This is a genomic window from Bacillus sp. URHA0034, assembly GCF_056280405.1.
Genome location: NZ_JBWCDK010000002.1, coordinates 4,139,087 through 4,155,174, shown reverse-complemented (window position 1 = coordinate 4,155,174; position 16,088 = coordinate 4,139,087). Strand labels below are relative to the sequence as shown.

General features: G+C 37.7%; 12 protein-coding genes. 1 reads left to right on the top strand and 11 read right to left on the bottom strand.

Annotation, left to right across the window (positions count from 1 at the left end; all coding sequences use genetic code 11):
- Positions 1-90 precede the first annotated feature (90 nt).
- Positions 91-363, bottom strand: a complete 273-nt coding sequence (locus ACZ9EE_RS21905; RefSeq protein ID WP_476030528.1) for a hypothetical protein — start codon at positions 361-363, stop codon at positions 91-93.
- Between the two features lie 82 nt (positions 364-445).
- Positions 446-733 (bottom strand): serine hydrolase, encoded by a 288-nt coding sequence (locus tag ACZ9EE_RS21900; protein ID WP_476030526.1) that lies wholly within the window; start codon positions 731-733, stop codon positions 446-448.
- A gap of 345 nt (positions 734-1,078) precedes the next feature.
- Here ACZ9EE_RS21900 and ACZ9EE_RS21895 point away from each other — a divergent pair, with 345 nt between their 5' ends.
- Entirely contained in the window at positions 1,079-2,107 is a 1,029-nt protein-coding gene (locus ACZ9EE_RS21895; RefSeq protein WP_476030524.1) for a LacI family DNA-binding transcriptional regulator, read from the top strand.
- Between the two features lie 410 nt (positions 2,108-2,517).
- Here ACZ9EE_RS21895 and ACZ9EE_RS21890 read toward each other — a convergent pair whose 3' ends face one another.
- The 9 genes from ACZ9EE_RS21890 to gucD form a co-directional block, all read right to left on the bottom strand.
- The gene (locus ACZ9EE_RS21890) at positions 2,518-4,941 is read right to left on the bottom strand and encodes a glycoside hydrolase family 31 protein (RefSeq protein ID WP_476030522.1); all 2,424 of its coding nucleotides are present in this window, start codon (positions 4,939-4,941) and stop codon (positions 2,518-2,520) included.
- Between the two features lie 181 nt (positions 4,942-5,122).
- Positions 5,123-6,763 (bottom strand): extracellular solute-binding protein, encoded by a 1,641-nt coding sequence (locus ACZ9EE_RS21885; protein ID WP_476030520.1) that lies wholly within the window; start codon positions 6,761-6,763, stop codon positions 5,123-5,125.
- 28 nt (positions 6,764-6,791) lie between these two features.
- Positions 6,792-7,691, bottom strand: coding sequence for a carbohydrate ABC transporter permease (locus ACZ9EE_RS21880; protein WP_476030518.1), 900 nt, complete (start codon positions 7,689-7,691; stop codon positions 6,792-6,794).
- A 29-nt stretch (positions 7,692-7,720) separates the two neighbouring features.
- Positions 7,721-8,656: an ABC transporter permease gene (locus tag ACZ9EE_RS21875; protein ID WP_476033050.1), complete on the bottom strand. Its 936-nt coding sequence runs from the start codon at positions 8,654-8,656 to the stop codon at positions 7,721-7,723.
- 292 nt (positions 8,657-8,948) lie between these two features.
- The gene (locus ACZ9EE_RS21870) at positions 8,949-9,893 is read right to left on the bottom strand and encodes an aldo/keto reductase (protein ID WP_476030516.1); all 945 of its coding nucleotides are present in this window, start codon (positions 9,891-9,893) and stop codon (positions 8,949-8,951) included.
- Between the two features lie 31 nt (positions 9,894-9,924).
- Positions 9,925-10,785: an amidohydrolase family protein gene (locus tag ACZ9EE_RS21865; RefSeq protein WP_476030513.1), complete on the bottom strand. Its 861-nt coding sequence runs from the start codon at positions 10,783-10,785 to the stop codon at positions 9,925-9,927.
- 49 nt (positions 10,786-10,834) lie between these two features.
- Positions 10,835-11,848 (bottom strand): zinc-binding alcohol dehydrogenase family protein, encoded by a 1,014-nt coding sequence (locus tag ACZ9EE_RS21860; protein ID WP_476030511.1) that lies wholly within the window; start codon positions 11,846-11,848, stop codon positions 10,835-10,837.
- A 410-nt stretch (positions 11,849-12,258) separates the two neighbouring features.
- Positions 12,259-14,457 (bottom strand): dihydroxy-acid dehydratase domain-containing protein, encoded by a 2,199-nt coding sequence (locus ACZ9EE_RS21855; protein ID WP_476030509.1) that lies wholly within the window; start codon positions 14,455-14,457, stop codon positions 12,259-12,261.
- A gap of 140 nt (positions 14,458-14,597) precedes the next feature.
- On the bottom strand, positions 14,598-16,064 hold the full coding sequence (gene gucD / locus ACZ9EE_RS21850; RefSeq protein WP_476030507.1) for an alpha-ketoglutaric semialdehyde dehydrogenase GucD: 1,467 nt from the start codon (positions 16,062-16,064) through the stop codon (positions 14,598-14,600).
- Positions 16,065-16,088: the final 24 nt, after the last annotated feature.

The window sequence follows — 16,088 nt, the reverse complement described above, 5'->3', positions numbered from 1 at the left end:
AAAGACAGCGTTTTCATCCACAGTATGAACCTAGTAAAATATAACTAAGCTTTCTGGTGAGGGCAGTTGTACCCGCATCTGTTTTCTGGATCATGAATAAGAAGGTAACATCATCCTTTGGAAAATTACAAAAATAGGCCCCCAGCCAACCATCCCACCATATTCACCAAGACTGCCAAGTCCCCCAGCCTTACCGCAATCGGTCATTACACGCATCAAGTTTCCATAGCTGTATCCACTTAGTGTAAACCAATTGTCAAAGCCTTTCTGCTGCGCAGCATTCAAGGTTCCTGACGTTAAGTATTTGACAGTTTTTGGTCTTAGTATCTGAACCCCATTCAAACTTCCTTCATTTATCAGCATTTTGCGAATCTTGCATAATCATCAATACTTGAAACCAGGCCTGCTCCCCCGGATCCAAAAGCCGATTCTCTATCCATCTTATTTATTCGAGAAATCGACTTACAGATTCATATAAATCAATTTCCCCCCGTTCTAAGAGAATCATCACCTCGGCAGCAGTAACAGGCTTACTCATAGAATATAATCTGAAAATGGAATCTCTACTAATTGGAAGCCCCGCTTCCCTATCAGCCAATCCATCTTCATTGTAAAAGATTTCTTTACCACCTTTTATCACCATTACATTTCCACCGGCCATTTCATTTTTTTCTATACTATTTGTTAATACTGTTTTACTTGATCCATGGCTTCTACTCCCAACATTTTTCATATTCTCCTAATCTATTCGTTTCTGAATAAGGTACGAAAAGCAACTTGTACCTATTTTTATTCTCTCAATGAATATAATTAATTGTTGTAAAAATCATAAGATTCAAAAATGATACCGATAACAAAAATTTAACATACTGACATTCTTACGTCAATTTCTTTTTAAAAATAAATACAATAAGGATTTTGTAATTTAATTAAGGTAGGATCTACTAAAATTTTCCCGTCGAATGGATGGAACCTTCCTGCAATAAACTTTGTTACCGGTAACATTTCTTCCTTGATATATTTACTGTAATCATCTAAAATTTAAGCTAGAATATTTTTTTGTGGATAGGAGGTAAATATGGTTACCATTTATGATATTGCCAAGAAAGCCAATGTTTCAGCTATGACTGTCTCAAGGGTTATTAATAAATCAGAAAAAATCAGTGAAGAAACACGAAAAAAAGTTGAAACCGTTATTAAAGAATTAAATTATATTCCCAATAATTCTGCCAGGAATCTAATAACGAAAAAAACAAAAATCTTATCTCTTATGATCACCGATATTGGCAACCCCTTTTTCACAAGCGTTGCACGTGGGGCGGAAGATAAAGCCATGCAAATGGGATATCAGCTTCTTCTATGTAATAGCGATGAGAATTTTGAAAAAGAATCCAAGTATATGGATATGCTTATTTCAACCGGGTCGGATGGTGTACTGATTGCTCCAGCAAATGATAACTCTAAAAAAAATATGAAGAAACTAACCAAGCATGGTATACCTTTTGTATTAATCGACCGGAATATTCCTGATATAGACTGCGATCAAGTTCTAAGCGACAATGAAGCAACCACCCGTAGGTTAATTGAGCATTTAATTAAACAAGGGCATCAAAAAATTGCCATTATAAATGGTCCTTTAGTTGTGTCGACTGCTCGTGAAAGACAACAATCCTATATTGATACGTTAAAGATACATGGAATATCAGTTAACAACCATTTAATTAAGGAAAGCCAATTCCGGGACAGTGATGTAACAAATTCCATTCAAGACCTTCTAAATTTACCAGAGCAAGAACGCCCAACAGCTATTTTTGCAACAAATAACTTTATTGGAATGAATACGATGAAAATTCTTTACAAACACAATATTAAAGTCCCAGAAGAAATGGCCGTTGTGTCATATGATGTACCAAATTATACTGAAAATGAATCAATATTAACCGTTGCAGAACAACAGGCATACAATTTCGGCTATATTGGCATACAGTTATTAATCGAACGAATTGAAGGAGCAGCACCTGAAAAAGCAAGAAAAATTGTCCTGCCCTCTGAAATACATTTACGAACCTCTTCTCTCCATCAACGTGATAAAGGAAGAAAATCTTAGCTCCCCAAACGAAGGAACTTTTTTGGTTAAGAAAAAGAAATGGAAGATGTTTAATATGATACCTATAGATAGGACACCTGAAAATGAGTGTTTCATCGATAGGTATTTTTTATATTTTATTCTTAAAGTAAGGGGGACTAGGGGAATACAATGAGCAATGTTTAAAATCAAATGCGCCATAGAAATATATGGTTTACTATTATAATTATGGTTATCAATGGAAATAAAGAAAGATGACCCCTATTTCAGAATAGGGATCACCTTTTTAGTATCTTATCGTTTTTTTCATGTGTCCTTGACAGAGGTCCCAGATTACTTGACTAAGGTTCAAAAGTAGGTTCAAACTCCCCTTTTGCTATCTGTGCAGTAACGTTTTTATTCCTATAACTTTAAAACCTTTTAGTCTTATATTAAAAGTTAATGATCATCTGTTTTCCGTTATAAATAATTCTCTTTTGAGTTCTTGAAGTGAAAGCCGCTCTACCGGTAATAACGGTGATCAATAATTCCATGGAACTCTTCATTTTGGAATAAGCTCCTTGACGTTCATCTATTACAAGTCGATTTTTTTCGTCTTCCCAGCGAATAATTATTGTTGCAAATTCCCCCTTTAAATAGTTGTAATTATCACCTTCATCTTCATACAACATAAAACTTCCGTCTTGCCCCTTATAAACTCTGAATTCTACAGGTTCTGTTGATTCTTCTGAACTGTATTGGATATCTGGGCCAATAGGAATAATTGACCCGGCACGTACATATAAAGGCATTGTTTCAAGTTCTGCTGAAGCCTCAATTGTTTGACCGCCGCTCATCCATTGGTCTGTCCAGAAATCATACCAATCTGAACCAAAAGGCAAATATACAAGACGTTTTTTCGCAACACCTTCAATCTTAACCGAACCGCTTTTGTAATACATTGCTTCTGTTATGGGATTTACTAAGAATGCTGGCCCAAACATATATTGGTCTTTGATATCATATGTTTTTGGATCATTTCTGAAATCAAATGCCAAGGCTCGCATCATCGTATAATCCTGATGAGTCACCCAACCAGCAACTGAATATATATAAGGTAATAATCTATATCGAAGCTTGATAAATTTTACCAGCGTATCATAATACAACATACCAGGCTCTCCAAATCTCCAAACCTCTCTTGGTGTGTCTGTACCATGGGAGCGGAACATCGGTAAAAATGTACCATATTGCAACCATCGAACGTAAAGCTCGCGGTATCCTAAATCGTCACAACCATCTTGATAATCTCCATTCCAAAACCACTGTTCCTTTTTGGAAACAAAGAATCCTCCGATATCCACTGTCCAGTAGGGCATGCCAGTCAAACAGAAATTTAATCCGTCAGCGATTTGGTTTCGCAATGTTTCCCAATTGGCAGCAACATCTCCAGACCAAGTTATCGTCCCATACTTTTGCTGGCCTGCATAAGCGGATCGTGTTAAGTTTACAACCCGTTTCGTATCGGTTGTCTTCCGCTGTCCTTCATAGATGCCCTTTGAATGAAGAAGCGAATAGGCATTAATATAACCTGGGTCCAAGTATTTCTTTGATTCTTCTGTGTTGATTCGAAGTCGTTCTTCAGGTTCAGGTTTCACTTCCCCATTCCAATCAGCCTCAAAAGGTTCTGTACAGTCACACCACCATGCATCAATGCCATGGGAAAACAACCCCTCATTTGCCTGTTTCCAATACAGATTGCGTGCTTCTCGGCGAAATGCATCATATGTCGCCTGATTCCCTAGAAGATAACCCTTTTGCTTCATTTCAACATGATTTGGACCATCGTTATTCATAATCGGCCAAATGGAAACCATCAGTTTTGCATTAAGCTCGTGAATATCATGCATCATTTTTTCGGGATTTGGAAAACGTTCGGGATCAAAGGATTTCTGCCCCCACAGTTCACCTGTCCAAGACATCCAATCCAGTACTATACAATCGAGAGGAATTTGTCGTCTCCTGTATTCCTTAACAATAGAGATTAGCTCTTCTTGAGATTTATACCTTTCCTTAGATTGCACATATCCGAATGACCATTTTGGTAAAAGAGGGACTTTTCCTGTAAGATGACGGAAACATCTCACAATTTGATCAAAATCAGGTCCATATATAAAGTAATAGTCCATCTCGCTATCTATATCCGTCCATATATATGAACCATGCAAGTCATCATGAAATGTCATCAACGAATAGCTATCCACAACCACTCCGTACCCTTTCGTTGAGACCAAAACAGGAACCACTGCTTTCATGTTTTGCTGGTAAAGATATTGATAAGTGCCCCTTAAATTTAAAACACCTTCCTCGTGTGAACCAAGACCATAGAGTGCTTCATCATCTGCCCATTCGAATTCAAGTCTGGTATGATAAGCCGTTCGATCCACAACATGTTTCGCTGGAATGGCTTTAGCACGAGCACCATCTACATTGTGTGAATTACGAATCTCTGTATTTTCATCAAAAATAGATTTTACAACTTCAAATGGTACAAGTGTTTTCCCACCACGTTCCGGTTCCTTTGCTAAAAGCTTCCCAGACGAGTCGGTATATGTAAATGCAGCTGTATGTTTATTAATGTGAATCTGTACATTGCACGTTGAAAATACGATTATATTTTCTGTTTCGCTTACGGAAAAAATAACATGTTCTTTCGCATTTGGTTCAACCATGAAGCTTTTCTTCAAGCCAAATTCCTTTTCCAATGTATAACGGATACGAATAATTGAGTTGGTATAGGGAATGACTTCCATCAACCCATTTGTGCATTTGATTACCAAATGATCCACTTCTTTTTTATAGTGCACAACTTCCATGTTGCAACCCCCTTTTCGCAATATAATCCAATACCTTCAGACAACTAATAATGGTAACTTCTACATACTTCTTAAGCGATAAAACATTCAAAAAATGCAATTTAAAAAAATACCTCTGTCCTAAACCTTTTTTGGACCGAGGTATTTTACTTTTTTCAAATTATGAATAATTCTTCATATTCTACTTTTCAGATTTATCATATGCTTTTTGCATTATTTTTAAATAACGTTTAAGGTTTAATTTATCAAACCCTTTAACATAAGAATCCCAGTCTGTATCCAAGTTCATTTCCCCTGTTACAAACTTCAAAAGGCTCTGATTAACATAATTTTGAATATTTGTTTCTAACATGGCTACTTCATCTGCATCAGATGGATCCATCCAAACGGACCATGCTGGGAATACATCATCTGGCTGCGTACCCTCATACAAATGGGTTGCATCCTGAAGTCGGCGTTCATACCCTTCCGGTGTAAATACTTGAGTCGATTGGATTTGCCCATTTCTAAAAGAACTGGAAGAACCGAATTCTGCGATTGGTCCCCATCCGTTATTGTGAGTTTTTTCACCGTCTTTCAGAGGTATCGAAGCGAAAAGCGGTTTAGCACTTTTTTCAATCGCGACATCACCATCTTTTGGCTTTCTCCAGTCCACACCCTCTTTACCAAATTGTCCCTTTATATTTCCATCCGCTGTAAACAAGTAGTCGATGATCTTAATGGCCGCGATTTGATCTTCCTTCGACGCTTTGTTAGTAAGTACAAAGTCAGCTCCAGGAGTAACAGGATAATTATAAGTGGCATATGCAGAATTGGGACCTTTCAGCGGCGCGAGTGCTATATAATTATCTGAATACAAACGTTTTTGATCAGAAATAAACTCCCCAGGATGCGTGGCTGTTCCAGCACCAAGAATTTCTGCACCAGCATTATCCCCTAGTTTTTGATAGGCATCACCATTCTGCGTGAAGGCACCTGGATCGATTAATCCATCCTTATATAAAGAACGCATGTATTCTAATCCCTGCTTCCATTCAGGCTTGTTAGCCGCAAAGTCCACCTTTCCATTTTTTAATAGTAACCTTTTCTTTCCATCATCATAAATAAACCCGTTCATAAGAAATGGAATAATATTCGTATCGGCGATTCCTACTGCACCACTAAGCGGGACTTCATCTTTTTTACCGTTACTGTTCGGATCCTGGTTTTTAAAAGCTTCAAGTACATTTTTAAAATCTTCTGTTGTTTTTGGCATTGGCATATTCAACTTTTTCAACCATTCATTATTTATCCACATTTTATATGGCCATGTACAATGGTAACACTCATTCAAGTGTGAAACACCATAGATATTTCCATCAGGTGAAACCGTCATTGCCCTAAATTGTTTATTGGTATCAAGCGTTTTTTGAATATTTGGAGCATATTTTTTAATCAAGTCATTTAGTGGAATAAGAACACCCTGTTTTCCATATTTCATCAAATCATTTGTAGAGAAATGATCTACCCAAGGAACCAACATATAAGCGTCTGGATAATCACCGCTGGCTAAGGAGATTTGGCGTTTTTGACTAGCTGATGTAGCATCATAGGTCGTTGTCTGCCAATTAATCTTAACATTGAATTTTTTTTCTACTTCCTTTGTGAAAAAATTTGTGCTTAATTTAGTATTCCCTACTCCTTGAGGAGCAAAAATAGACAATTCCCCTTCACCATCTTTTGATTTACCTGACGATGTTGTTTCTGTTTTGTCAGTACAGCCTGCTAAAAATGTTGCAAGTACTACAAATAGAAGCATTGCCAAAATACCTGCTTTTTTCATAACTACCTCTCCCCTTATGTTTAAAAATTTAGCCCTTTACTGAGCCAATTAAGACACCTTTCATAAAGTGACGCTGTACAAATGGATAAATAATAAGAACTGGAAGACTGGCTACAACAATTAATGAATATTTCATCAAATCAGCGAGTTGTTTCATATCCATCAATTTTTGTGCATCAATCGATCCAGATGAAGTTGTATTTAAAATAAGGATATTACGTAAAACAACCTGAAGTGGGAATAATGCTTCAGATTTCAAATAAAGCATGGCATCAAAATAAGAATTCCATTGAAAAATCGCATACATTAAAACTAATACTGCAATAATAGGTTTTGACAGCGGCAGAACAACTGACCATAAAAATCTTAGGTCGCTGCAACCATCCATCTCGCTTGCTTCCACGATTTCTTCAGGAATACTTGTCCTAAAAAAGGTTACAGCAATAATTACCTGCCAAACAGCAATAGCCTTTGGAATGATTAAAGCCCATCGGGTATCCAACATATGTAGGTTTTTAACTACAAGATATTCGGGAATTAATCCACCTGAAAATAACATTGTAAATAAGATAAAAATCATCAAAACATTACGACCATAGAAAGATTTTCTAGAAAGCGGATAAGCAAACAACACTGTTAAAGTGACACTAACGATCGTGCCAAAAAAGGTATAGAATAGGGAATTAGCATAACCAACTAAGACCTGTGAATTGCTAAAAATAGCTTTATAACCTTCTAACGAAAAATCAACCGGCCATAGCCAAACCTTACCAGACGAAACAGCTAGCGGACTACTAAGTGATGAACTAAGAATATATATCAATGGATACAGAACGACTACTACTACAAAGATTAAAAAAGTATAAACAATGGTAAGGAACACTTTGTCACCGAAAGACTCTTTTATTGAATTTGCTTTTACCACCAAAAACTCACCCTCCTATTCTTGCAAAATCATTACCATAAACTATTTCCTGAAATTCGTTTCGCAAATAAATTTGCCAATAAAAGAAGTATTAAGTTTACTACAGAGTTAAAAAGTCCAATCGCTCCTGCAAAACTGTAATTTGCATTTAGAAGCCCCATTTTGTAGACGTAGGTTGAAAGCACCTCTGATGTATCTAAATTGAGTGGATTTTGCATTAAAAATATTTTTTCAAAACCAACTCCCATAACGTTTCCAACTGTTAAAATTAAAATAATCGTAATAGCCGGCATAATCCCAGGCAGATCAACATGGATAATTTTTTGCAGTCTTGATGCACCATCTATTTTTGCCGCTTCATAAAGTGAAGTATCAATACCTGAAAGAGCGGCTAGATATATTACGGCTGAATAACCTGTTAATTGCCAAACATCCGACCAAACATATATGGAACGGAATAAACCAGGGTCTCCCATAAAATTAATAGAATGAAGCCCGATTGCTTCTAAGATGTGATTAAAAATTCCAAGCCTTGGTGATGTCAACACAATAATCATGGAAACTAATACAACTGTAGAAATGAAATATGGAGCATAAGTAACAATCTGTACAAATTTTTTGAACCGTCCTTGACGAATTTCATTAAGTGCTATAGCCAAAATGATTGGCAATGGGAAGCACGCTGCAATATCATACAAACTTATAAACAATGTATTCTTAATAAGATCCCAAGCCGCAGGGTTATCAAAAAATAGTTTAAAGTATTTAAGCCCCGCCCAAGGACTTCCCATGATTCCTTGAACCACACTGTAATCCTTAAACGCAATAATAGTTCCAAGCATGGGAATGTACTTAAAGATAATAAAATAGAGGACGGGAGGAATAATCAGTAAATAAAACTGCCAATGTTTTCGCAAGCTTTTTAATGCCTTGCTACTTCCAAGTTTTCTTTTTTTGGATACCGAAATGGTTTGTTGTTCTACTGTTACCGTTTTCAGTTTAAATCCCTCCTTACTGTTTTCATTTGTTTTTTAAACATTAATTTTCTGTAAAAAGGACCCTAGTTAAAACGCTTTCAAAAAAATTCATTCTATTAAACTATTCATGATCACATCCTTATTTATTTGTTCGAATATTGTTATCGATAACAATTATGATAAAAATGTGTTACCGATATCACTGTTAAGTTTATAATATTCTATCTATTCATAAAATTCAAGAAGAAAAACAGGAAAATACTTTGCTATTTTTCTTCTTGAATTATTTTATTACTTTCTGTGCAAATTCAGGGTTCCCGCTAGGCCATGTTTTATTATGAATAGGCTCTAATATTTCAAGAACACTACTCAACATTTCCTCATCAATCGGTTCATCTGTCCACTGGATATTTTTCTTAATGTTTTCGACACTTGCCGTACTTACCAAAGTAGTTGGGATTGTCTCGTTTTGGATGGAGAATTGGATAGCTAATTTAGATAACTCTGTTCCATTTTCCTTACAAAACTCGGCAGCCTGATTACAAATCATGCGAATTTCCTTACTAGCAGGGTGCCAATCAGCAACAGGTCTCGAAGTTAATAACCCCATTGATAAAGGAGAGGCATTTATTAATCCAGTCCTTTTCTCTTCCAGAAGAGGAACGAGTGACAGTAGCGAAGTATCATTTAAAGAATAATGGCAATACGATAAAATAACATCTAGTTCTGTCTGACTAAGAACCTGTTCAAAAATGGTCAACGGAAGTCCAGATACACCAAAGAACCTGATTTTCCCTTGTTTTTTTAATTGTTGTAAAGCAGGTATTCCTTCTTCCATGATTTGATCCAATGACCCAAACTCAATATCATGCAGCAGCAGTATATCCACATAATCTGTTTTTAATCTTGTTAAACTCTCATCTATACTTGCGATAATTCGAGGTTTTGAAAAATCGAATTGGTTTTCTCCGTATCGTCCAGCTTTTGTTGATAAAATAAATTTGTCCCTTGGTATTTCACTGATTGCTTTCCCAAGAACAGTTTCAGCCTTCGTTAGTCCATAATAAGGCGATACATCGATTAAGTTAATCCCATGATCAATGGCTGTATGAACTGTTTTAATTCCTTCGTTTTCATCAATATCCCGAAATACCGATCCAAGTGAAGAGGCCCCGAAACTAAGAATCGATGCCTCCAATCCTGTTTGTCCAAGCTTTCTGTATTTCATATATTTCCCCCATTCCTTATAATCTATTAAATTACTGGCTGTAGATGTTTAATTTATAAAACTCTAATGCATTACCGCCAAAAATCCCTTCTTCCTCAACTTTCGTCAGATTTTGTGGAAGTGTTTCTTTTAAAAGATTATATACATCATCATAGCTTGCAGAAAGTAAACAAACAGGCCAATCACTCCCAAACATGACCCGGTTAACGCCAAATTCATTCACAATATGCCTCACATAGGGAATAAATTCTTCCTTTTCCCAATTGTGATGATCGGCTTCCGTAACCATTCCGGATAACTTGCAATAAATTTTGGGATGTTGCGCAATCTGTTTCATTTGACTTTTCCATGGCTCTATTTTCCCTGATTTAATGTCCGGCTTGGCGATATGGTCGATAACTGCCCTTAAGGAAACATGTTTTAGTAGTTCGACTACCACTGAAAGCTGATCGGACCGAACCAGAAGATCAACAGGAATGTCCATTTTCTCAAAATAAGAAAATGCCTGCAAATAATGGGGTTTTAAAATGACCCTCTCATCTGGCATATCTTGTATCATGATCCTTATCCCAACGAATTTTTGGTGTTTCCGAAAATTTTCGAGCCTCTCTTTATATTCAGAATCTTCGATATCAACCCATCCAACAACACCGGCAATGGTCTCCGATTCGTTACCAAGCGAGAGGATAAATTCTGTTTCTTCTATTGATGGGGCTGCCTGAACAACAATGGTTTTGTCAATTTTGTTTTTTTCCAGTAGTGGTCTTAAGTCTTTCTCCAGAAAATCACGATATAGCACAGGCAATTCCGGAGTAATCCAGCCATAGTCATTACGGGTTATTTTCCAATAATGCTGGTGAGAATCAATTCGCATCGGTCCGATTCCTTTCATACTAGACTTTACATATATGAATATATCTTTTGATTAAATATATTTTTGTTTATAATTCTACCATTGCTTTCACAACGTTCGATTCAGGTTTCAGCCATTCTTCAAATATGCCAGTCATCTGTTCAAAATCGGAACGATGTGTAATATAGGTGTTTACATCAATTTTCCCGCTCTGAATGGATTTTATTACATGATTAAAGTCTTCTTTATTAGCATTCCTGCTTGACATTAATGTCAATTCTTTAGAGTGAAAATCAGGGTCTGAAAAGACAATTTCCGATTTTACCAATCCCACGAAAATGAGTTTCCCTCCATTTGCCGGATAACGGAAGGACTCTTCCATTGATTTTCGATTTCCGGTTGCATCAAATACAATTGTTGGCATATCTCCACTTGTTATAACCTTTAAGGTTTCCTGTGGATTCTCTAAAGCATTAATGGTAAATTCTGCTTTTGTCCACTGCTGACAAAACTCCAATCTTTCTTCATTAATATCCATAGCAATTACCCTGCCACCCTCTTGTTGTGCGAATGCCATAATCCCCAAACCAATCGGGCCCGCACCAATTACCAGTACAAATTCTCCCTTTTGAATTCCTGCCCGTCTGACCGCATGGGCACCGATACTTAAAGGTTCAATGACAGCGGTCTGATCCAATGACAAACCTTCTGTCTTCATTAGATGATCAATTGGCACAGAGATTTTTTCACGCATCCCACCGTCAATATGTACTCCCAAAACTCTCATTTGAGTGCAACAGTTTGTTTTTCCTTGCCGGCAAGCAATACACTCACCGCAATGCATATACGGGATAATGGAAACCTGCTCTCCTTTTTTTAATCCTGTTGAATTTTCGCCAATCCATTCAATCGTTCCAGCCAATTCATGACCAAGCACCCTGGGATAATTAAAAAAAGGTTGATTTCCTTTAAATGCATGCATGTCGGTTCCGCATATCCCAACTCTTTTAATTGCGACAATCGCTTCACCTAGTTTTGGAAGTGGAATATCTTCATTGGTCAATTTAAAAACATTAGGTTGTTCACATACAATTGTTCTCATTTTCATTACCTCCTCTTCAAAAAAAAACGTTTTGTATAGTAATAACATTGCGTATTTTGTTACCGGTAACATTAATTTAACACCAATAAATGTTATAGTCAACAAGATTCTGAAAATTTGTAAAATGAAAATAGAAGATCTTCCATTATTGATATATCACCTCACTTTTACTGCTCGAACATTACTCAATAATTCATAATTTGATAGGTCCTAGTACAAATAAAAAAAAATAAAACGCCACCGATTATGGTGACGCATGATTATCGTTATAGATACTTCAGTAGATTTTCCGCTGCTTTCTACTTTACTAGAGCGGCCTGTGGAAAGAAAACTCTTATACGTTTCATATGACGGAGAGGTACACAATAAACAACAGCTTCTATTGATGATAAGTTCCAAAGAACAAGAGATTAATTTTTACATATAACTTGTTTTGGTGAAAATGGAATGACCGCATCCATCTTAACTGCTAAAGGTACAACTCCTTCAACTGCACTTGTACATCCAACGAGACGGTTAGATGCTGCGATCATTCTTTGTCTCCCCTTCATGGTTTCTTTCCTTTGTTCTCCAAGTGTGCCCCTATCGAACCGGAGGTCCCCTAAGTATGGTCTAATTTCACCATTTGTAAAACTCTCAGCATCAAGTAATTCAATCCGTTTTGCGCGGAAACGTAAGTGTAATAAGTCTCCTTGTTTAAGGTATAACACCCCTCCGCCATTATAGGCTTCAGGAGTCATGTGGCCTATTGCTGCCCCGTAAGTAACTCCAGAATAGCGGCCATCACTAATCAGAGTAGCTAAACGTTTGAGTTGGCGATTTGCATTAATATGCTGCATCGGATTGAACATCTCAGGCATTCCAAATGCCTCAGGGCCTTGACCAGCGATAATAATGGTAAGCTTCAAACTTTGATCCTTTACCATACGATTAAATAATTGCTGATAGGATAAGGCATCTGCTTCTGCATAACTATCTGGATGATTATGTTTCCACATTTGCAGCAAGTGTTCTTGCGTAAATGCATACTGGTCTCTTAGTTCATCCAATAATTGGTCATTTAATAATTGATTATTTGCCTCTTCCTCATTTTCAAAATAAAGAACAAACGAAACTTTATCATCAAATTGATCTAATTGATAGGTTGTCATCCCACTAATTTTGACAACAGCGCTCTCAAAAAAGTTCCCCCGTAACACATCGACTCCGCTGAACTTTCTAAGTGGCTTACTTTGGATAATTGGATTTTCCTTAACTCCATCCGCACTTAGTCCTTCCGTATTACTCAGCCTTTCCTTCCAAGTTTGCCCAGTGACTGTTAAGGCATCAACATCCATCGGAACTCCATTCCGAATTAATTCATAAAAAAGAGTTTCCATTCCTCTAATCTGACCAGAACAGCATTGCTCTGCTAGTACGAAGATATCTCTGCCTTCTGTAAGGCTGTAATGGAATAAATCTGGTATCGGATACGATTGATGAATTTTCTCGATATCCCAAAGACTAAAGTCATATCCCCCATAAACCATTGCCCCAACAATGTGCATCATTAGGTTAGTGGAACCGCCGCCAGAGCTATGGATCCGGATCGCATTGGCTATATTAGCACCGACCAACTCAGCCACACTGCACTCTGGGCGATTGGTTATCGAAAATAAGGATTCAATGGCTGGCTTTAGTTGTTCGGAAGTAGGTGGTTCTGTTAACAATTCCAGTTTGGGATGAACTAAGCCAAAACCTGCCATCAAATCTCTAGAACTATTTCCCGTTCCATGGAAGGCACATATTCCCCCTGCTGAGTCACATGTATTAATCGCAAGCCTCTTTTCATAATTCTTATGCTGCTCGTGGGTTATGATCCCTTTTTCAACAGCTCGAGCAAGAACTCCTTGAAATTGTGTATTCGATGTACATTGTAAGATAAAACTTAATGCATCATTAAGATCATCGGCAATATTCTGTTCACCCATTAATGATGCTCTTTCAGCAATTTCTTTTAATTCTACTTGTAAATCCTGCGGAATTTCCCCTCCCTTTAAAACGTGAGAAGGTGCAAACGTTGCAAATACTGGGGCTTCCCCCCGGTAGCGCCGGACTCGATCCAATAAAGCTAAACCACTTAATACACCTAAAGGCTGCTTATCACATCCTTGGATAACGAATGCCCCATGATAGGAATGCGCTTCCATTTGATTCACGACAATTTCAGCAATGGCATTACGACTTTGCAGTGAATAAGACATCCCCATATTACTTTGGGCTGTACCGTCACACATCACTGGTGTACTAAAATAAAACGGAACCCCGCCTTCTTCCCATATTCTTAATGCTGCCCGGGATACTGTTTCTAAATCTAGTATATGAGCAGGATGGTCGGCAGAACCACCAATGATTGCGATACGAGGTGCATTCTCTTCTAAACGGTTATATATTTCCCCTAATGTCCAATCAGATTTTGGACCTCGATAAGAGTCTCCTAAAACCTTTTTGGCCCTATCCAATAGTCCTGCTACTGTAATCGGTTCATTTGCCTTCCCTTGCACATTTTCCCTATAAGGGTTAATTGGATTGTTTATTCTTGGCTTTTTATCATCTAAATCTCTGGACATATATAAGCCTCCTGCTCCGCAACAATTTTCTTTCATACACTAGAACCCTTTATCTAACTTTACAATTATAAAAGGGAACCATACACTATATGGATACTCTCCACTTACATATAGTCCCCTTTCAGAATACTTTTGTGCTATTAAGGCTTTACAAATACTGTTTTAATGGAGGTGTAAAACTCAATCGCAGCCGTTCCTTGTTCGCGTGCGCCGGAACTGGATGCTTTCATACCGCCAAATGGAGCTTGTAATTCAACTCCTGCTGTTTCATAATTTACACGAACAAGCCCTGCCTCACTTGCCTCGATAAATTGAAATGCCTTCCCAATGTTTTTCGTGAATATTGATGCACTTAAGCCATATGGAATGTCATTTGCTAATTCGATTGCTTCCTCAATTGTTTTAACTTTTATTAAGGCTAACACCGGTCCAAAAATTTCTTCTTGGCCAATTGTCATGTCTGATTGAACATCGCCAAAAATAGTCGGTTCAACATAATACCCATCCTTCAGCTCAATTGCTGATGGCCTATTACCACCAAGTAAAACAGTTGCGCCTTCTTCTTTTCCTTTTTCAATATAGGAAAGTACAGTGTTTAACTGGGATTCATTCACACAAGGTCCCATCCAGGTCCCTTCCTCAAGGCCATCGCCAACCTTTAATTCTCTTGTTCTCTCAACTAATCTATTTTTGAATTCTTCATAGATTCCTTCTTGTACAATGACCCGGCTAGTTGCGGTACATTTTTGACCCGTGGATCTTAGTCCCCCGCTTATAGTGGCTTCCACTGCCTCCTCAAGGTAGGCATCATCTGCAATAATAATCGGATTTTTCCCGCCCATTTCCAATTGATATTTTGCGCCCCGTTCAATGGCCCCAAATGCCACTCTTTTACCGGTCGAATTGGAACCTGTAAAGGAGATTCCGTTTATTTGAGGATGATCAATGATGCGCTGTCCAACAACTGAACCTTTCCCCGTCACCATATTGACTACCCCTGCAGGCAAGCCGGCTTGCTCCATGCATTCGATTACTTTAGCACACGTAACGGAAGCCTCCTGTGCAGGCTTGATCACAACTGTATTCCCATAAATTAATGCCGGTGCCATTTTCCATAAAGGGATGGCAACAGGAAAATTCCATGGTGTGATAATCCCCACAACACCTAAGGGAACACGGGTTGTATACATTAACGCCTTGCTATCAGAGGCTGGAATGACATCACCGGTTTTCCGCAGCCCTTCCCCGGCATAATACTTTAGAATAGCGATACCACGTAAAGTTTCTCCCTTTGCTTCTGGAAAGGTTTTTCCCATTTCTCTTGTAAGAGTTTCAGCAATTTCATCCAGGCGCTTCTCCATCATATCAGCAATTTTAAAAAGTAAGTCTCCTCTTTGTGCACCAGATAAATTCCGCCATGCTGCAGTTGCATCTTGAGCAGCAGCAACAGCTTTATCTACATCACTAGCAGATGAACTTTGAACGTACCCAACTATTTCATTCCGGTGTGCCGGACTATAACTCTTTTCAACTAAATTAGTAGATGCTGGCACCCATTCTCCGCCGATAAAATTCCCATACGTTTTTACTTCAGTTTGAACTGTCATAGCTACCATTTCCTTTCTTTTCTT

Coding starts and splice junctions, on each gene's coding strand:
- ACZ9EE_RS21895 (WP_476030524.1), top strand. CDS start 1,079: ATGGTTACCATTTATGATATTGCCAAGAAAGCCAATGTTTCAGCTATG.
- gucD (WP_476030507.1), bottom strand. CDS start 16,064: ATGACAGTTCAAACTGAAGTAAAAACGTATGGGAATTTTATCGGCGGA.
- ACZ9EE_RS21855 (WP_476030509.1), bottom strand. CDS start 14,457: ATGTCCAGAGATTTAGATGATAAAAAGCCAAGAATAAACAATCCAATT.
- ACZ9EE_RS21890 (WP_476030522.1), bottom strand. CDS start 4,941: ATGGAAGTTGTGCACTATAAAAAAGAAGTGGATCATTTGGTAATCAAA.
- ACZ9EE_RS21885 (WP_476030520.1), bottom strand. CDS start 6,763: ATGAAAAAAGCAGGTATTTTGGCAATGCTTCTATTTGTAGTACTTGCA.
- ACZ9EE_RS21865 (WP_476030513.1), bottom strand. CDS start 10,785: ATGAAAGGAATCGGACCGATGCGAATTGATTCTCACCAGCATTATTGG.
- ACZ9EE_RS21900 (WP_476030526.1), bottom strand. CDS start 733: ATGAAAAATGTTGGGAGTAGAAGCCATGGATCAAGTAAAACAGTATTA.
- ACZ9EE_RS21905 (WP_476030528.1), bottom strand. CDS start 363: ATGCTGATAAATGAAGGAAGTTTGAATGGGGTTCAGATACTAAGACCA.
- ACZ9EE_RS21870 (WP_476030516.1), bottom strand. CDS start 9,893: ATGAAATACAGAAAGCTTGGACAAACAGGATTGGAGGCATCGATTCTT.
- ACZ9EE_RS21860 (WP_476030511.1), bottom strand. CDS start 11,848: ATGAGAACAATTGTATGTGAACAACCTAATGTTTTTAAATTGACCAAT.